The sequence below is a fragment of the Streptomyces sp. NPDC001020 genome, assembly GCF_053599115.1.
Genome location: NZ_JBSFLQ010000025.1, coordinates 33,529 through 51,175 on the forward strand (window position 1 = coordinate 33,529; position 17,647 = coordinate 51,175).

The 17,647-nt window shown below is 69.6% G+C and carries 14 protein-coding genes; 7 read left to right on the forward strand and 7 right to left on the reverse strand.

Features of this window, described 5'->3' with window-relative positions:
• Positions 1 to 101: 101 nt before the first annotated feature.
• On the forward strand, positions 102 to 488 hold the full coding sequence (locus tag ACWDEX_RS23370; RefSeq protein WP_450465765.1) for a MarR family winged helix-turn-helix transcriptional regulator: 387 nt from the start codon (positions 102 to 104) through the stop codon (positions 486 to 488).
• A 32-nt stretch (positions 489 to 520) separates the two neighbouring features.
• On the opposite strand, the gene ACWDEX_RS23375 is transcribed toward ACWDEX_RS23370, so the two are convergent.
• Entirely contained in the window at positions 521 to 922 is a 402-nt protein-coding gene (locus ACWDEX_RS23375) for an SseB family protein (RefSeq protein ID WP_450465766.1), read from the reverse strand.
• 260 nt (positions 923 to 1,182) lie between these two features.
• Complete coding sequence (locus tag ACWDEX_RS23380) at positions 1,183 to 1,848, reverse strand: lytic transglycosylase domain-containing protein (protein WP_450465767.1); 666 nt, start codon at positions 1,846 to 1,848, stop codon at positions 1,183 to 1,185.
• Positions 1,849 to 2,224: 376 nt separating this feature from the next.
• On the opposite strand from ACWDEX_RS23380, the gene ACWDEX_RS23385 reads away from it, so the two are divergent.
• Positions 2,225 to 2,641, forward strand: coding sequence for an ester cyclase (locus tag ACWDEX_RS23385; protein WP_450465768.1), 417 nt, complete (start codon positions 2,225 to 2,227; stop codon positions 2,639 to 2,641).
• A gap of 32 nt (positions 2,642 to 2,673) precedes the next feature.
• On the opposite strand, the gene ACWDEX_RS23390 is transcribed toward ACWDEX_RS23385, so the two are convergent.
• From ACWDEX_RS23390 to ACWDEX_RS23410, 5 genes are all read right to left on the reverse strand, one after another.
• Entirely contained in the window at positions 2,674 to 3,507 is an 834-nt protein-coding gene (locus ACWDEX_RS23390) for a carbohydrate ABC transporter permease (protein WP_450465770.1), read from the reverse strand.
• Positions 3,500 to 4,402 carry a carbohydrate ABC transporter permease gene (locus tag ACWDEX_RS23395; protein WP_450465850.1) on the reverse strand — a complete coding sequence of 301 codons (903 nt, stop codon included), beginning with the start codon at positions 4,400 to 4,402 and terminating at the stop codon, positions 3,500 to 3,502. The genes ACWDEX_RS23390 and ACWDEX_RS23395 overlap by 8 nt, the downstream gene beginning before the upstream one ends.
• Positions 4,403 to 4,413: 11 nt before the next feature.
• Positions 4,414 to 5,673, reverse strand: coding sequence for an ABC transporter substrate-binding protein (locus ACWDEX_RS23400; protein WP_450465771.1), 1,260 nt, complete (start codon positions 5,671 to 5,673; stop codon positions 4,414 to 4,416).
• Positions 5,674 to 5,949: 276 nt separating this feature from the next.
• Positions 5,950 to 7,206 carry an MFS transporter gene (locus ACWDEX_RS23405; protein ID WP_450465772.1) on the reverse strand — a complete coding sequence of 419 codons (1,257 nt, stop codon included), beginning with the start codon at positions 7,204 to 7,206 and terminating at the stop codon, positions 5,950 to 5,952.
• Complete coding sequence (locus ACWDEX_RS23410) at positions 7,197 to 7,697, reverse strand: MarR family winged helix-turn-helix transcriptional regulator (protein WP_450465773.1); 501 nt, start codon at positions 7,695 to 7,697, stop codon at positions 7,197 to 7,199. Before ACWDEX_RS23410 ends, ACWDEX_RS23405 begins: the two co-directional genes overlap by 10 nt.
• Positions 7,698 to 8,404: 707 nt before the next feature.
• Here ACWDEX_RS23410 and ACWDEX_RS23415 point away from each other — a divergent pair.
• From ACWDEX_RS23415 to ACWDEX_RS23435, 5 genes are all read left to right on the forward strand, one after another.
• Positions 8,405 to 10,276, forward strand: coding sequence for an ABC transporter ATP-binding protein (locus tag ACWDEX_RS23415; protein WP_450465775.1), 1,872 nt, complete (start codon positions 8,405 to 8,407; stop codon positions 10,274 to 10,276).
• A 155-nt stretch (positions 10,277 to 10,431) separates the two neighbouring features.
• Positions 10,432 to 10,818, forward strand: a complete 387-nt coding sequence (locus ACWDEX_RS23420; RefSeq protein WP_450465776.1) for a CU044_2847 family protein — start codon at positions 10,432 to 10,434, stop codon at positions 10,816 to 10,818.
• Positions 10,815 to 13,061 (forward strand): VMAP-C domain-containing protein, encoded by a 2,247-nt coding sequence (locus tag ACWDEX_RS23425; RefSeq protein WP_450465777.1) that lies wholly within the window; start codon positions 10,815 to 10,817, stop codon positions 13,059 to 13,061. The genes ACWDEX_RS23420 and ACWDEX_RS23425 overlap by 4 nt, the downstream gene beginning before the upstream one ends.
• Complete coding sequence (locus ACWDEX_RS23430; RefSeq protein WP_450465778.1) at positions 13,058 to 14,008, forward strand: AAA family ATPase; 951 nt, start codon at positions 13,058 to 13,060, stop codon at positions 14,006 to 14,008. The genes ACWDEX_RS23425 and ACWDEX_RS23430 overlap by 4 nt, the downstream gene beginning before the upstream one ends.
• Entirely contained in the window at positions 14,009 to 17,461 is a 3,453-nt protein-coding gene (locus ACWDEX_RS23435) for an SAV_2336 N-terminal domain-related protein (RefSeq protein WP_450465779.1), read from the forward strand.
• The last annotated feature ends 186 nt before the right edge of the window (positions 17,462 to 17,647 follow it).

The window sequence follows — 17,647 nt, forward strand, 5'->3', positions numbered from 1 at the left end:
CGGCGCGTTCCATTTCCGGGCCGCACCTGACGAGGGGTACTTGTTGCAAGCGCACTAGTTGCACTGTAAACGAACTCGTCTTTGTCTGTTACCGTGCGGGTATGGCGAACACGACCGGTCCCCGGCTGGAGGAACAGTGGCGGGACATCCTGTCGGTGCACGCGCGCACCATGTGCGAGATCGACCGTGCGCTCCATCCGCACGGGCTCGGCGCCAGTGACTTCGAGGTGCTCGACATCCTCGCCGCCGAGGCGCCGGCGCGCGGCGACCAGTGCCGGGTGCAGAACATAGCCGGACGCGTCCATCTGAGCCAGAGTGCCCTGTCCCGGCTGATCGGGAGACTGGAGAAGGACGGCCTGGTGCGGCGCTCCGTGTGCGAGGAGGACCGTCGGGGGGTGTGGGTCGCCCTGACGGAGAAGGGCCGCGAACTGCACGCCGAGGTGCTGCCGCTGCAACGCGAGGCCCTGGCCCGCACGCTGAACGGTTAGTACTGCTCCTGCTGCCCCCTTTTTGCCCCTAGCTAGGGCCGGGCCAACTGTGTGCGGACGCCGTCGGAGTTGAGCGTCAGGCTGTGCGGCGAGGCCGCGTCGATGGTGAGGGTGAGATCCCCGGTGGGCCACTGGGAGGCCAGCGCACCGAGCGGCACGAGCCGGTAGCGGGAGACGAACGGCAGCAAGTCCGCCATCTCCGTCTCCGAGGTGAACACAGGCACCGTCTCCTCGCCGTCCGGCTGCTGCAGGACGGGCAGCGCGACGGTGTTGGGGTTGGCGGCCTCCTCCTCGGTGGCGTCGTCCGGCACCGGGACGAGCACATCGCTCCCGGCCAGCGTGTCCAGCGCCTCCATGTCCCCGGCGTGCGCCGCGAGTGTGGTGAGCGCTTCCTGCGCCGCGGTCTGGTCGTGGTTCTTGTCGGGTATGTCCATGGCAGATCCCCAGATAGTGGCGGACGGGCGCGCCGGAACCATCGCCTCCGGGCGCGCCCCTCTCGTGTACCCGCCCGGAGCCGGGACATACCTGACGTCGCGGCCGGCCTCCTCCGCTTCCACCCACCCTCCCGACCTCGGTGGCGCGCGGCCGCCCGACCTCGCGACGGCGCCCCTGCTCCGACCCGTCCTATGGACAGGGCCGTCCGGATCTCGCCCGCGACCGGACGAGGCGGCCCTCCTCCGGCGAACGAGTCCCCCTAAGGGGCGACCGCCTTGCCGGCCTTGGCCCAGTTGGCGTGCAGTCTGTCGAGATACGACTGGGCCTGGCTGCCCGGTGTCGCGCCGCGGGCGAAGGCGAGCATGTTGCCCGCGCCCGTGTTGTAGCCGAGGGCCAGCAGTTCGTCCCTGGTGTAGGACGCGGGCCACTGGGCGGGCAGTCGGGCCGCCAGGTCGTGCAGGTACCAGGCCTCGGCCTCGATGGCCAGATCACGGTCGTCGGGCAACTCCTCCCAGCGCCGGTCGGCGAAGTCGCGGCCTCGCTTGACCTCGTCGAAGGCGGCACGGTGCATGTTCGCGATACCGAAGGCCGCGTCGGGCTTGTGCCGCTGCCAGGCTCGCTCCAAGGCCGGATCGTGGGGTTTGTAGGCCTCGTTGTAGAGGATCGCCATGAGCAACTGCGCGCTGATACCGGTCTGGCGGGCTCGGGCACGGGCCTGGGAGGCGAAGTCGGCGGGGTCGTACACGGAGGGGGTCGCCGAGGCCGAGGGACCGGTCGGCGAGGCCGACGCGGAGGCGGATCCCTCAGGCGACGGCGGCCCACTGGCCTGCGGGGAGTTGGCCGCGCGCACGATGACATAGACGGCCAGGACGAAGACCACCACGCTGAGCCACCGCCACGACCGCTGTCTCCGGGGTTCGCCCATCTCCCGCCTTCCCTCTCGCACCCGTTCCTCGGCACCCCGAACGCCTTGCCCCGCGCACCAGGAGGCACGCCGTGACGACTGCCTGTGCCTCCCGGTGCCGAAAGTACCGACAGCCCCTTGTACAGCAATCACCTTAAGATCCGCGTCAGGCGTCGAACACCAGGCCGCAGGTTACGGCCCCACGCGACCCGGTCGGCGCCGCCGTCCCGAGTACGGGTGCCTTCTCCTCTGGCGGGCTTCGGCTTCGACAAGTGCCGGCTGACCGTGGGCAGCGCTCCGTAGTGCGAAGTCAACCCGGATGCGTGATGGTTCGCCGTTCCCGGCGCTCCTAGCGCACTGATCACCATCACGATGATCACTCAGCACGGGAGCGCGCATGATGCTTGCCACCCAGCTTCACCGGCGGCAGTGGGAGACCATTGAGAACTACGGCTGGGAGGAGATGAGATCGCTTTACCACCCGGAGTACGTCTACACCGACAACACCGGAAGGCAGTTCCCGGAAACCGACACCCCGGTCGCCGTGATGCGCCACCTGCACACCGCGTTTCCGGATGTGCGGTTCTCCTACCGGGCCTTCCACTCCGGCGACGCCGACACCGTTTCCGTCGTCGAGGTGGTGTGCCGCGGGACCCACCTCGGCCCGTTCGGGGACATTCCACCGACCGGTGAAACGGTCGTGTCGCACGCCTGCCATGTCATCGAGGTGCGCGACGGGCTCATCTACCGTGAGCGGGACTACTTCGACAGCCTTTCGGTCCTCCGTCAGATCGGTGCGGCGCCGGAACGATGACGCTTGCCCGCCCATGCCCGGTGCCCGACGTCTCAGTCGATCCCGGTCCGCTCCACCCCCGCCACGATCCACCGCTGGAAGCACAGGAACACGGCCAGCAGCGGCAGGATCGACACGGCTGCAGCCACGAACAGTTCATGCATGCGAACCACCTGGGCGGTGGTGAAGGAGGACAGGGCCACCTGGACCGTCCAGGCGCTCTGGTCCTGTCCGATCACCAGTGGCCACAGGAACGCGTTCCAGGCGCCGATGAAGACGATCGTTCCGACGGCCGCGAACACCGGGCGCGCGTTCGGTACGACGACCAGCCAGTACGTCCGCCAGTAGCCGAGCCCGTCGACCTGGGCGGCGTCCTCGAGTTCCCTGGGGAAGCCGAGGAAGTACTGACGGAAGACGAAACAGGCGAAGGCGGAGAAGAGGGTCGGGACGATCAGGCCCCGCAGTGTGGAGATCCAGCCCAGTGACGACACCAGCACGAAGCTGGGGACGAAGGTGACGGCGGCCGGGACCATGAGGGTGCCGAGGATGGCGTAGAAGACCTTGTCGGCGTGGCGGTAGGGAATGCGGGCGAGGCCGTAGCCCGCGAGCGAGGCCAGGACGAGGGTGCCGAGCGTGGTGGCGACGGCGATCAGCGCGGAGTTCAGCAGCGAGCGGGCGAACGGGACGGAGCCGTCGTCGAAGAGTTCGCGGACGTTGCCCCAGCGCAGATCGGAGGGGAAGAAGGTCCAGTCGGGTGAGGTGATGTCCTGCTCGGTGGACAACCCGTTGCGCAGCAGGAGATAGAAGGGGACCAGGAAGAGCAGGGCGAGCGCGATCAGCAGGGCGAGCCGCAGCGCCCGCCCGGCACGTACCAGGGCGTCATCCATCGGTGTCCTTCCTTCCCAGCCCGAACCAACGGGCCTGCCCCACTGTGACGACCGCGATGATCAGGGCGAGTATCACCGCGCCCGCGCTGCCCAGGCCCAGGTTCTGCCCCTGGCCGAGGGCGGTGTAGTAGAGGTAGACCAACGGCGGGCGGGCGTAGGGCGGGTAACCCCTCGCGTCGGACAGCAGGTTGTAGAACTCGTCGAAGGCCTGGAAGGCGTTGATGACGAGCAGCAGTACCACCGCGACGGAGGTGGCGCGCAGTTGGGGCAGGGTGATGTGCCGCAGCACCTGCCAGCCGGGGCGGGCACCGTCCACGGCAGCGGCCTCGTAGAGCACGGGGTTGATGCGCTGGAGTCCCGCGAGGAACAGGATCATGTAGAAGCCGGCCTGAAGCCACAGCCGTACGGTCACGATCACCAGCCAGTACCAGGGCGGGTCGGTGGTCGACAGCCAGGCCACCGGGTCTGCGCCGAAGAGGTCCAGGACGGTGTTGGCCAGTCCGAACCTGACCCCGTTGAAGATGGACATCTTCCAGATCAGGGCCGCGACGACATAACTGCACGCGGCCGGAAGGAAGAACACCGACCGGAAGAACGCCCGTGCCCGCCGCACCCGGTTGACCATGAGGGCGAGGGCCAGCGAGAGGACGTACGTGGCCGGGACGATGAACGCCGTGAACAGCAGGAAGGTGCGCAGGCTGTCGACGAACGCGTCGTCCGACAGCATGGCCGTGTAGTTGTCCAGGCCCACGAAGTGGGTGGGTGTGACGGTGTTGTGCGCGTCGAAGAAGCTCAGGCCCACGCTCCACAGCAGCGGGACGTAGGTGAACAGCGCGAGTCCGGCGGCGAACGGCCCGACGAAGATCCAGAACCAGAGGGTGCGCCGACGGCTCACGACCCCCTGGCTCACGGCTTCTTCTTCTGTACGCGGGCGAGTTCGTCCGACACCTTCCGCAGGACCGTCCTCACCTCGTTGTCCGGGTTCGCGCCGTCCTTGATGATCCGGCTCAGCGCGTCCTGGTAGGCGGTCTGCGCGGCCGGGGTCCACAGCAGCGGCTGGGCGTAGCCGTGGTCGGTGGTGAAACGCACGGCGTCGGCGGCGGCGCCCGTCTTCAGCTTGGCGGCCTTCTTCGCGAGCGAGATGCGGGCCGGAATGTGGAAGCCGTAGGAGAGCGCGAAATCCTCCTGGTCGTCGGTCTGTTCCACCCACAGCCACTTCACGTACTCCTTGGCGGCCTCCTTGTGTCGGCTGCGGGTGCTGACGGCGGCGCCGTACGCGCCGACCGGCACGCTGGGACGGCCGGACGGGCCGTCCTTGGGGAACGGCAGGACGCCGAAGTCGTCACCGAGTTCCTTCTGCACCTGGGGCAGTGCCCACAGGCCGGACCACTGCATGGCGGTCAGCCCCTGGAGGAAGGCGGATGGATCGGCCCAGTCGGCGGGCGCGCCGAGGAGGAGGGACTTGCCGGCGTACAACTGGTGGAACTTGCCCAGGGCGCGGGCGGCGGCCGGGTCGTCGAAGCCGGGCTTGCCGTCGTCGGTGACGAGTCGCAACCCGGCCGCGTACAAGGGGGTTCCACCGAGGACACCCGCACCGCCGTCGTTGCCGAGGAAGAGGCCCTTGACCTTCTTCGTGGTGAGTTCGCGCGCGGCGTCGACGAGTGCGTCGAGGGTGTCCGGCGGCTCGATGCCGGCGTCCTTCAGCAGGCTCTTGCGGTAGTAGAGCATCTGCATGTCGATGACCTGCGGGATGCCCCAGATCTTCCCGTCGTACGTCTTCGGGGCGAGCACCGCCGGGTTGAAGTCGTCCTTGACGCCGTCGAGCAGGTCGGTGAGGTCGACGACCTGGTCGCCCTGGATCTGGTCGAGCGTGGGCCCGTTGACCTCGAAGACGTCCGGGCCGGAGTCGGTGAGGAGGGCGGCGGCGGTCTGCTGATCGTAGTTACCCGGCCGCCACTGAACGGTGACCTGCGCCTTCTTGTACGCGGCCGCGTACCGTTTCACCGCCTGCTGGGCGCCCGTCTCACCGTACTGGTGGTACCAGTGCGACAGCGCCGGCCCTGAGCCGTCGCCGTCCCCGCGCCCGGTGTTGCTCCCGCAGGCGGTGAGCAGCCCACCGCCCGCGACCACTCCCGCGGCCAGAAGTGCCCTGCGGCTGATGGTCATGTGCGCCCCCTGCCAATCGTTGTCCGTGCATGCATCGATGCTCGGCCCAACGATCAACCATGCGCCGCGATTACGACAGGAACGGTGCAACGGCGTGCATGTGTCAAGAGTGCCGTCCCGGTCAGGGCGCCCGCGGACCGGTCGGACCGTGAGAACGTCGTACGAACTTCGACCAGACGCCCCGACGTGTCCCAAATCCGTTCGGGGCAGTGCCATGGAGGGGCCTGGGTTCCCGCCGGGCGGTGTGATCGACCCCTAACTGTGTCCTGATTCCGCCTACTGGGTCGGGGCTGTCTGGGCAGAAGAGGAGGGCGCGGAGGAACTGCGCAGGTCTGCCGTCGTGGCGCCCACCACGGCCACGGCCCCGAGGCAGAGCAGGCCACCGCTGACGAGGGCTGCTGCTCCCGAGGTGGCATCTGCCACGAGGCCGCCGCGCATATTGCCCATGTCGGGTCCGGCTTGTCCGACGATCTGTTCGGCTGCGCTGACGCGGCCGAGCAGTTCGTCGGGGGTGTGCATCTGGACGACGGTGCTCCGGGAGACGACGGAGACGGTGTCGGCGGCGCCGGCTATGACGAGGAAGGCCAAACCGACCCATGGGTTGGGTGACATGCCGAACAGCGTCAACGCTCCGCCCCAGGTGGCGGATCCGCCGAGCATGACCAGGCCGGGGCGGGGAAGACGGGTGAAGGTTCCCGAGAAGAGTGACGCTGAAACGCCGCCGACGGCGATGGCCGTGAGGAACAGTCCGAGGGTGCGTGGGTTGCCGCCGAACCGTTCGGCGTTGATCAAGGGAAACAGGCTGATGGGCATCGACAGCACGGTGGTGGCCAGGTCTGTGAGCAGGGCGCCGCGAATGACGGGGGTGCGGCCCAAGAAGGCCAGGCCATCCAGTACTCCGCGCAGGCCGGGCCGTGCGGGCTCTCCTCCGGGGTTCATCCGGGGCAGGCCGAAGGCACCGTAGAGCGCGGCGACGAACGTCAAGGCGTCGATCAGGTAGCAGGCGCCGACTCCCAGAGCGCCCGCGATCAATCCGCCGAGCGCGGGGCCGACCAGCATGGCGCCCTGGAAGGCGATTCGTCTCAACGCCAGCCCTGCGGCCAGTTGGTGCTTGGGTAAAAGGTGCGGGATGAAGGTGCGCGAGGCCGGGCCACCGCCTGCGACGAAGCATGACTGGAGCGCGACGAGCCCCAGCACGCCGGCGGCAGGAACGTGCCCGAGGAAGGCCTGGAGTGCGAGGAGGAGCGAACACACGGCTTGCCCGCTGGTCGTGAGCAGGTAGAGCTTCCGGCGGTCCACTCGATCGACGAGCGATCCGGCGAACAGTCCGAGCGCGACGAGCGGAATCGCCTGGGCCAGCCCGACGGCACCCGTCCAGGTGGGGCTCTCCGTCATTTGCCAGACCTGGAACATGACGGCGACGAGCGTCGTCTGGCTGCCGAAACCGGACAGGGTCTGGCCGATCCACAACCGCCGGAACGGTGGTGCCGACCGTAACGGAGTCACGTCGATCAGCGTGCGCTTCAGCCCCATGCGGGATCCTCTGCCAGCTTCTCGGCGATCCGGTCGTGGAAACTCCTGCGCTCCAGAGCCCGCTCGATATCAGTGACGACCTGGGAGAGCGGGTAGGGAATCTCGGCTTCCAGGTCAGCGACGGCGGCCTCGGTGGCCCGCCATTCCGCCGCCAGGCGATCCATGACGCGACGGGCTTTGTCGGTGAGCGTCACCTTCCTGGTGCGCGCGTCGTCACCCACGACGGTCTGAACCCAGCCGGCCGTGCGCATCGCGGCGACCTTCTGACTGAGTGCCGAATGTGTGCGCTGAACCGACTCGGCCAGTTCCGCGATGGTCATGGGCCCGCAGGCGTGAAGCCGGAGCAACTCCATGACGAAGCTGGGCTTGAGTCCGTCGATCTGTTGCTCGGAGTGGATCTGGGCGATGTCGGCGTCCATGGACGCCTGCAGTAGACGCAGGGGCCGCCAGAGGCTCTGCTGCGTCGGGTCGAGCGCGGGGGTGTCGGCCATGCGGCGCATCGTAACAGTACTTATATAAGCACTGTTGCTTTTTCCTTCGATGAGGACCTCAAACCCTCGGCGCGTTCGCTGCCGGTGACGCGCGATCAGACGAATCCGGAAACTGCCTGTCCTTGCGAGGGCTGTCGAGGGGCGGGGCGGTGCCGGGCCTCGGAGCGACCTGCACAGCAGCCCCGCTCATGCCCCTCGTGCGGCATGCCGTACTTGATCAGAAAACGACGCCTCTGGATCGCCTGACCGAGGGAGCGGGCCAACTATCGAACGAGAAGGCCAACTACCGGTCGACGTCGCACCCGCAGCCTGCACGCCCAACACAGGCGAAAGAAACATCTGTTCGGAAGCTGTCCTCGAAAGGGCCGTAACGGATGCGACTCCGGCGCGTTTTTAGAGCACCAGTGCCACTTCGCCGCCCAGATGGAGGACGCCATGCATCCCGCTCCCGCTCCTGCTCACCGGCCCCCTGGATTCGAACGGCAGCCCAGCAGCACCATGAACCGCAGCGCTGACAGCGCCATCCGCTCAGCACGACCGGATACGGGGTGGGCGGCATGAGCGAGCCCACCGATGGGTCCACCGGCGATGTCCCGCGGGCGCGCACCTCCCCGCCGCCGCTTCCGTCCACAAGAGAGTCTTCCGGACCGCGGGACGGATCAGGCGTACCACCGAAGACTGCGGAGGCGACCTCACCCGGGTCTCAGATGCGGTACGTGGACCTGACGGGCAGTCGTGAGGCGGCCGGCCGCTCGATCCGGATGCGCGACATGGCCAGGCGCCTGCCGCAGTTGGTGCGCCGGTCGCTGGCTCTGGCCTGGCGGGTCGACCGGGCGGCGACCGTCGGCCTCCTCGTGTGCCAGGCGGTCGCCGGTGTGATGCAGGCACTGGGCCTGGTTGCGATCAGCGGCACCCTGACCGCTCTCCTGACCAGCGGGGACGTCTACCACCGGCTCCTGCAGGCCTGGCCGTCCGTGGCCCTTCTGGCCGGCGCATCCGGCGTGCGAGCACTCCTGGGAATCATCGTCGCCTGGCTCTCCTCACGGCTGGGTCCGCTGATGTCGCGAGAGGCCGAGCTGATGCTGCTCACCGGTTGCGCCGAGGTGGAGCTGTGCGCCTACGACGAGCCCGACTTCAACCGCGATCGTGAGGCCGCCGACCGCGGAGCGCAGGTCACCGGGGACCTGATCGACGAGGGGCAGGACCTGATCGCCTCGTCGGCCTCCTTCCTCGCCGGGGCCGTCGTGCTGGCGGGCGTGCACTGGGTGCTCCTTCCGCTTCTGGTGGCCGCCAGCCTCCCGCAGGCACTGGCCCAGGTCAGCGCCGCACGGGTGCGCTACCTGGCGAACCTGCGCAGCAACGGCGACAACCGGATGCTGTCGGTGCTGCGCTGGCACATCTACACCAAGGAGGCCGCCGACCAGATCCGTGCCGGCACCATGGCAGCCTTCCTGTCCGGCCGGTACCGGCAGACGGTCGCCCGGATCAACCGCGAGGACCGGGCCGCGGCCGACAAGGGGGCCCGCATGTCCCTGGTCGGCGCGCTGTGCGGAGGCATGGGGTCGGCGCTCGTGTGGGCGGCGGTCGTGTGGCTGCTGGCAACCAGTCGCATCAGCGTCGGACATGCCGGGACGGCCGTCTTCGCGCTGCAGACGGTGGGGCAGTCGGTCCGCGGACTGGTGGCTGTCGGGGCACGAGCCGTGCGCACCGGCCTGTACATGGACGACTGGAGCGGCTTCCTGGACAAGGCCGGCGGATTCCGCATGCGCCGGGGCTCGCACCGGCCCGCACCACCGAAGACGATCGAGATCCAGTCGCTCTCCCACCGCTACGCGGGCAAGGACCGCAACGCGCTGACCGATGTCTCGCTCACTCTGCGACGAGGCGAGGTCACCGCCCTGGTCGGCTTCAACGGCTCAGGAAAGTCGACACTGTCGAAGCTGGTCAGCGGACTCTACCTGCCCACTGACGGACAGGTGCTGTGGGACGGCACACCCACTGGCGACGCCGACCCGCAGGCACTGTGGCAGCAGGTGGCCCTGGTGCCACAGGACTACGCTCACTGGCCCCTGACCGTGCGCGAGAACATCACCCTCGGACAGCCGTCGCCGCGCGGCGATACGGCGGTGCGTGAAGCGTGCGAGGCCGCCGGCGCCGACGAGGTCGTCGACAAGCTCGGCTCCGGCCTGGACACCCTTCTCGCCCGGGAGTGGCTCAACGGGGAGGAACTGAGCGGTGGCCAATGGCAACGCATCGCTCTCGGACGGGCGTTCTTCCGTGAGGCGGGTTTGCTGGTCCTCGACGAACCCACCGCCAACCTGGACCCCCGAGCCGAGTACCGGATCTTCCAGCGGTTGCGGGACCTGGCACGAGACCGGGTGGTCTTGCTGGTGACCCACCGCATCACCAACGTCGCCGTGGCCGACCGGATCGTGGTCCTCGACGAGGGCAGGATCGTACAGGAAGGCACATACCGGCAACTCTCCCAGCAGAAAGGCCTGTTCCAGCAACTGTTGTCCTACCAGGTCACATCCGACACAGCTCGGTCCGACGGCGAGCAGCACGGGGCCCGCGCATGAGCCGTCGGCCGACCATCCGGGAGGCTGAACGTCGACAGGTGCGTCCCATCACGGCACGGGCAAAACCCGTCCGGAACCCGTAGTTCACGGATTACATGCGAGGTCTTTCGCAACTCCCGTGTTCGCACGGTCCATTGATCGGCACAATGCTGGTTGTGGGACACATTGACTACATGGAGTTCGCCCTCGACGACGGTGCGCAGGTACGCCTGGAGCTGTCGCCGGCGGGCGAGGCGCCTACGCCCCCGGACGGCGGTGCCGATCTGCCGGAGGGCATGGCCGGAGTGACTCCGGTGGGGCGCGGAGCGCGCGTCGGGGCGCTGGCCACGGACGCCCTGCGGACGGTGCTGAGCCCGCTGGGCCCCGTGCTGCAGCAGGTGCATGACTCGGTGCGGGGCATCCCCGACCCGCCGCACGAGATCTCCGTCGACTTCGGGATACAGATCGGCCAGGACCTGAAGATCGGCATCGTCGGCGCCAACGGCCAGGCCAGTATGACCATTTCGGCCACCTGGCAGATTCCCCGCGGGACCGAGACGTGACCTGGTTCGCAGCGGCACCGGACGGGCGCCCGGCGGACGCCCGCGGGGCGCTCGTCCAGGTGCTGTCGAAGGACCAGGCGCGCACGGTCGGCGCGGGCGTGTACCTCTTGGGCCGGTCTCTGCTCACCTGCGCCCACGTCGTCAATCTCGCCCTCGGACTACGCGCTCTCAGCCCGGAAGACCCCGGAAACGTCGTGCTCGACGTGGCGTTTCCGGCGCTGCCCGCCACCCATACGTGGCGGGCGCGGCTCTCGGCCTGGATACCGCCACGATCCCAACGGTACGGGCCCACGGTGGACAGCTCACTGAAGTGGGACGGCGACCTGGCCGTCCTCGAACTGGACGAAGCGCCCCCACCGCCTGTGGCGCCCGCGCGCTGGTTGGAGATGACGAGCGGGCAGGAGGTCAGGGCCTGGTACGGGGGCGGGCAGCCGTTCACGTACGCCGACGTCCGGGTCGCCGCGTACGAGGACGGCATCGGCTACCTCGACGGACAGCTGTCGGGGGCTGCCATTGGCGAGGGCTACAGCGGCGGACCGCTGTGGTCGATGGACGCCGGTGCCGTCGTGGGCCTGGTCATGGGCCGCATCACCGCTCCGGACGTGGCGTTCTCGGCGCAGCACACCGTGCGGCGCAGTTGGGGCCTCGGCTGGCAGTCGATCCTGGCGGAACTGCGCCGGGCAGGAGCGGTTTCCGAGAAGCACCTGGCCGCCCTGCACACGAGACCCACAGTCCTCGGGGTGGACGAGTCGGTGCGCGACATGATGGTCGGACCGTTGCAGGCCCTGCTCGGTGACCCCGGGGCACGCGCCGCGCACGCCGGAGCGCTCGCCGCCGAACTCGGCCTGCGCGCGCCTGCGGACGGGTCCGCGCCCTCCATGGAGGAGCTGGCGCAGCTGCTCAGCAGCATGGAGCGGGCACTGCCCACGCTTGCCGAGTCGCTGGCTCCCAAGGTGGCCGACGACCCGCGCTGCCGCGCCGAGCTCGACCGGCTGCTCGCCCTGGGCCGGCTCACCGACGCGGCCCGGCTGCTGTCGGTCGCCGAACACCGCGCTCTGCTCGCCAAGGTGGAACATCTCGTCCAGGACGATCCGGGCCTGCTGCACCGTGCCGCGATCGCAGCCCTGCCCTACCTCGACCTGCCCCAGTCGCTCCAGTCGGCCCGCCTCACGCCGTCCGCCGTGCCCGGTGTTCTGCGGGAGCTGGAGAACTGGCATGGCGACGGGTCACCGGTGCCCGAGGAGACGCCGCGGCTGCCCGCTCTGCTGCGCGTGGTCGAGTACGTCGCCGCTGAGACCAGTGGCCTGGCCTGCAAGGCGCTTCAGGAATGGAGCAGGCGGGTCGCCAGCCGCCTGGGCGTACACCCGTCGGCGCTGAATGAGCGGCGCACCGACGCCGAGCGATGGTCTCAGCGCACCACCCCGGCCGCTGCCCGTATTCTCGTGGAACTCGACCGGTACGCCAAGGACCCCGCCGACCACTACCGCTGCTCGGTCTGGCGGCTGCGGTCCGACGGCACCGCCGCGCGCGCAGCAAGGGGCTCCGAACAGCCCCGTACCGGTCGGGAGATCGCCCGGCTGATCCGCGAGGTCGCGGGTGGGGCAGAGGGCACGGGGGACGGGGTTTCGCTCGTCGCCGTGTCCGTGCCACCGGACGGGCTGGAGCTACCGGTGGACGAGTGGGACGGGGCCGGCGCCGACGAGGTCATCCCCGCGCCGCTCGGCGAGGACTTCCACCTCGTACTGCGGTGCCCGAAGCTACGGATGCGCTCCCGTACGGGCGCTCTCGACGTCAAACGGCGGTGGAAGGCACGTACACAGAGCCCCCCGCTCGTCGCCGATCACACCGTCGGCGGGCGCGCGGAACTCATCGGGTTGCTGAAGACAACCCACCGGGACAGTGCGCGCGTCTTTCTGCGGGGAAGCGCCGCGCACCGCGGCGAACTCCTTCCCATCTGCCTCGTGATGGGTGTCCCGATCGTGCTGTGGAATCGCGAAGTCGGCGCAGAGCAGCAAGCTTGCGAAGCCGGTGGCTCTGGCGGCGCAGGCCCCCGGCTCGATGCCATCGTGCTGGAGTCACCGGTCGACGGGCTCCCGGAGCGCCTGCGGCACTTCAGGGTCCGCGCCTACGCTCACGGCGCGGGATCCGAGCGTCCCGCTCTGGTGTGGGAGGACGTCGACCTGCCGTTGCCCGACGAACTCCAGCTCGCCGACCCCTCGGAAGGAACGGAGCAGGCGGTATGACGCACAGTGACGGATGGCGGCTGTTCCGCGGCGATCGCGTGGCCCGGCAAGTGACCTTCCCCGAGGCTCCCCCGTGGCGGCAGTTCGCCGCCGCCCCGAACGCCGGCCCCCGGCACCGCCCGTACCTCATCGGGCGCACCGAGGCCGATGTGGTGAGCGCGGCCCTGCACCTGCGCCGCCCGCTGCTGGTCACCGGGCACCCGGGCACGGGAAAGTCCTCCCTGGCGCATGCCATCGCCCACGAGCTCACCCTCGGGTCGGTGCTCCAGTGGCCCGTCAACAGCCGCTCGGTCCTCAAGGACGCCCTCTACGGATACGACGCCATCGGCCGTCTCCGCGAGACCCATCTGCGCAAGGAGCGGGGCGATGCCGAGCCCGACATCGGCACCTTCATCCGGCTCGGCCCCCTGGGCACCGCCCTCGTGCCGCGCGACCTGCCGCGGGTCCTGCTGGTGGACGAGCTGGACAAGGGCGACGTGGATTTGCCCAACGACCTGCTGACCGTCTTCGAGGAGGGCGAGTTCGAGATCCCGGAGCTGTCCCGGCTGCCGGAGGGGCAGTCCGAGGTCTCGGTCCTCACCCACGGCTCGGACGGTGAGCGGGTCACCGTGACCAGGGGGCTGGTCCGCTGCCGGGAGTTCCCCATCGTGGTGATCACCAGCAACGGTGAGCGCGACTTTCCGCCTGCCTTCATGCGCCGCTGCGTACGCCTGGACCTGCCCGATCCGGACGAGGCGCGGCTGCGCGACATCGTGGCCGCGCACCTCGGTGAGGGGGCCCTTGACGGCGTGGACGATCTGCTCCATGCCTTCCTGAACCGCCGGGCGCCCGGCGAGCTGGCCACGGATCAGCTACTCAACGCGGTGTTCCTGCGCAAGGGCGGGGTCGACCTTGACGCCAACGGCCTGCTCGACGCCGTACTGCACCGGCTCGGCGGGGCGGTCTAGATGCCGTCCGACGGCACCCGTCCGCGCGCTCCAGCCGAGTCGGGCGGCCCCGAGCCGCAGCCGTCCGCGCTGAGCAGGCTGGCGCAGCTCACTGGGCTCGACCTGTCCATCCATGAACTGCTCGACGCCGTGTGGCTGGCGACGCGGCTCCCGGCGGACGCCGACGCACCGCTCGCGTGCTCCCTGCACGGGGGCTTGGCGCTCCCGCCGGTACCGGAATCAGCGGACAGCACCAGCCCTCCTGATACGCCGTCAGGTACGAGGCCCGCTCAAGACGCTCTTCCCACACCGAACACTCCATCCCAGCCGCCGCCTCCCGCCCAACTGCTCGGCGCCCTGCACGCCGCGGCAGCCACCCGCAGCGCGCCTGAGTTCGCCGAGCTCGGTACGGAACGTCGAACAGGCGCGCCCGAGGGAGCGATGCCCGTACGCGTCCCCGAGGAGAAAGCGCTCGGGGAGGACGAACTGCGGTTCGGGCGCGCTCTGCGCTCACTGAAGCAGCCCCAACCGGATCCTTTCAAGAGCGAGTTCGACGAGGAGGCCACCGCCGCGGCACTGGCCGAGACCGGACTGCCGGACATGGTGACTCGGCCTGCGCGACAGCGCTGGCTGAACCTCGTGCTGCTCATCGACGACGGCATCTCGATGCTGCTGTGGCGGCGCCTGGCGATGGAACTGCGCGCCGTGCTGGAACGGTTGGGCGCCTTCCGGACCATGCGCGTGCACGGCCTCGACACCCGGTCGGCGCGGGCGCCGCTGCTACGGGCCCGCCCCTTCGCCCCGCACACCCCGGTCCTGTCCCCCGCCGCGATCGTCGACCCGTCGGGCCGCACGCTGGTCCTGGTGATCAGCGACGGAGTCGGGGCGTGCTGGCGGGACGGGCGGATGACGAAGGCGCTGGAGCGCTGGGCACGTCAGGGACCGACCGCGATCATGCACACCCTGCCCGCGCATCTGTGGGACGGCTCGGGGATCCGCTCGAAACCCTGGCTCGTGACGAGCAGGCGGCGGGGAGCGGCGAACGACACCTGGGAGGTGACAGACCCGCTGCTGCCCCCAGGGCTCGGCGATGACTTCACGGGCGTGCCCATCCCCGTGCTCGAACCGTATCCTCCGGCGATCGCCACCTGGTCACGGCTCGTCTCGTCGCCGGGTGCGAGCGCGGAGTTGCCCCTGCTGGAGCCGTCCCACAGCCGGGCACCCCGCGGCAGGGCCGAAACCCGTGGCGCGGACGCGCCGAGCGCCGTTCTACGCTTCCGGGACGCGGCGTCACCGGAGGCGTACCGGCTGGCCGCGCACCTCGCCGCGGTGTCACCACTCACCGTGCCCGTGATGCGGCTCGTCCAGTCGGCCGTCCCCTGGCACGCCGACACCGCTCATCTCGCCGAGGTGTTCCTCGGCGGCCTGATGCGCCAGGTCGAGTCGACCGACGAACATCTCCCGGTGCAGCACCGCCGGTTCGGATTTCCCAAGGACGCCCAGGAGATCCTGCTCGACACGGCGTCCCCGATCGACCTGCTGCGCACCACCCGAACCGTCACCGACCGCCTGCGCACGCTGGTAGGCCGCTCACCAGACTTCCCGGCCTGGCTCGCACACCCCTCAGGCACCGGAGAACTGCTGCCAGGTACCCGGCCGTTCGCCTGGCTGGAGGATCGCCTCCTCACGCACCTCGGCGCCCGGCCGATGGCACCGGCGCCCGAGCGGGTGGTCGAGTACGAGGAGGTACGCCTCCCGACGGGGCTGGAGTCATCGCCTGCCTGGCAGCCGCTGCGCCTGCAGGACTTTCATACGCTCGGTCCGTACACGCTCCTGCAGCGCGGCGGAACGGCTGGGAAGCCCACGGCCTATATCGGGGAGGACGAGGAAGGGCGGCAGGTGCTCCTGCGGGTGTCCTCGTCGTTCGCGTCGCCCGTCGGGCAGGAACTGCTGGACATCGAACGTCGTGCGCTGCGCCGCATGGACGGGGTGTACGCGCCGGGCGTCGTCGGCAGCGACTTGGCGGGCGTCCCCGCACCGTGGCTCGCCCTTCGGCTCGACACGCTCGCCGACGGGCGGCCGGCTCCCACGCTGCGGACCGTGCTGGAAGCGGCCGGACCGCTGTCCGGCACAGCGCTGTTCACCTGGCTCGGCTGGCATCTGGCACGCGCGGTGACCCGCTGCCACCGCCGGGGCATCGTCCATGGCTCACTGACACCAGGCGCAATCCTGATCACCGAGTCGACGCTGCACATCATCAGCTGGACGTCGGCGCGTATCGACGGCGCATGGAGCGCGTCCACGGCATCCGTACCGGCCAGCTCCCCATATCGCGCACCGGAGGTGACCTACTGGGGCGAGTCGCGGATCGCGGCGGGCGACGTGTACTCCATGGGCGCGATCCTGCTGCACGCGGTGACGGGTCGCGCGTGGAACGCCTACGAGCAAGGTGCCCTGGAACGCAGTCCGGAGTTCACCGAACTCGACGCAGAAATCAGGGACTTGCTACTGCGTTGTGTCTCGACCGAGCCCGAGGACCGGCCGACCGCCCAAGAAGTAGCCGAAGCCCTGGGCGCACGTCTGCCGGGAGGCCCGGAGTGGGCGGACGCCGAGGAGGAGACCTGGACTCCGTCCGAGACCACGGCGCCGCCCGAGCGGGACGGGGCGGACCCGTCAATGGAAGACAGCGAGGGGTGGACGCGAACCATTCGGGCACCCCTGAAGCGGCCACTGCGGATCGCCCTCGTGGGCGTGAGGGAGGGGGTCGGGTGTACCACGACGACCATGACACTCGGCGCGGTCCTGGCCGACCAGCGCCAGGAACGTGTGCTCGCCATCGACGCCGACCGGCATGTCGGCAGCCAGGTCCGCATCATCCGTCGCGTCTTCCACAACACGCTGGCCGGCCTGTCCGACCTGGCCTCTTCACTGCACGAGGTGCACAGCTTCGAGGACCTCCAACTGTTCCTGTCCCCGCACCGCTCGGGGCTCATGGTCCTGGCCAACAACTCGCTGTCCCGTCCAGCGAAAGGAGTCCAGTACACCGACCCGGACTTCGGCCGGGTGGCTCTCGCCACGCAGCAGTATTTCGACCTCGCCCTCGTCGACGCGGACACACCACTGCCCGTGGTCCTGCAGTACGCCGACCGCGTCGTCATCGTCTCGCGCGCGGACCCCGCAGGGCTCACCCAGGCCCAGCAAACCATGGACACTCTGCTTGCCCTCAACCGCATGGACCTGGTCCGGGACGCGGTCGTCGTGCTCAATCACAGCCGTCCCGCCGCAGGCTGGAACCTCGACCCGGCAACCAAGCGGGCTCTGAGCTCCCGCTGCCGCGGCCTCGTCACCGTTCCCCGCGACGGTCACCTCGCCATGGGCAGCACCGTCGAACTGTCCTGGCTGACCCCGGAGACGTACAAGGCGTATCTCCAGCTCGCGGCGTTGCTGCTCGGGCCACGGCCGACGTTTCCGTGACAGGTGATGCCCGCGACAGCCCTCGTCGTTAGCCCACTGCTGACCGGCCACTCCACAGCTACATGCCGCCGGGGCCGGCGTCATACCGGTCGGCGTCCTCTCCCCGTGGCTTCGCAGACCGGCTCCGCAGACCGGCCCGGCCCCGAGAACGGAAGAAATCGAGGGCCGGGCCGCAAGTGGTGATGT

Coding starts and splice junctions, on each gene's coding strand:
- ACWDEX_RS23430 (WP_450465778.1), top strand. CDS start 13,058: ATGACGCACAGTGACGGATGGCGGCTGTTCCGCGGCGATCGCGTGGCC.
- ACWDEX_RS23405 (WP_450465772.1), bottom strand. CDS start 7,206: ATGGGGCTGAAGCGCACGCTGATCGACGTGACTCCGTTACGGTCGGCA.
- ACWDEX_RS23410 (WP_450465773.1), bottom strand. CDS start 7,697: ATGGCCGACACCCCCGCGCTCGACCCGACGCAGCAGAGCCTCTGGCGG.
- ACWDEX_RS23370 (WP_450465765.1), top strand. CDS start 102: ATGGCGAACACGACCGGTCCCCGGCTGGAGGAACAGTGGCGGGACATC.
- ACWDEX_RS23390 (WP_450465770.1), bottom strand. CDS start 3,507: ATGGATGACGCCCTGGTACGTGCCGGGCGGGCGCTGCGGCTCGCCCTG.
- ACWDEX_RS23375 (WP_450465766.1), bottom strand. CDS start 922: ATGGACATACCCGACAAGAACCACGACCAGACCGCGGCGCAGGAAGCG.
- ACWDEX_RS23385 (WP_450465768.1), top strand. CDS start 2,225: ATGATGCTTGCCACCCAGCTTCACCGGCGGCAGTGGGAGACCATTGAG.
- ACWDEX_RS23415 (WP_450465775.1), top strand. CDS start 8,405: ATGCGGTACGTGGACCTGACGGGCAGTCGTGAGGCGGCCGGCCGCTCG.
- ACWDEX_RS23435 (WP_450465779.1), top strand. CDS start 14,009: ATGCCGTCCGACGGCACCCGTCCGCGCGCTCCAGCCGAGTCGGGCGGC.
- ACWDEX_RS23400 (WP_450465771.1), bottom strand. CDS start 5,673: ATGACCATCAGCCGCAGGGCACTTCTGGCCGCGGGAGTGGTCGCGGGC.
- ACWDEX_RS23380 (WP_450465767.1), bottom strand. CDS start 1,848: ATGGGCGAACCCCGGAGACAGCGGTCGTGGCGGTGGCTCAGCGTGGTG.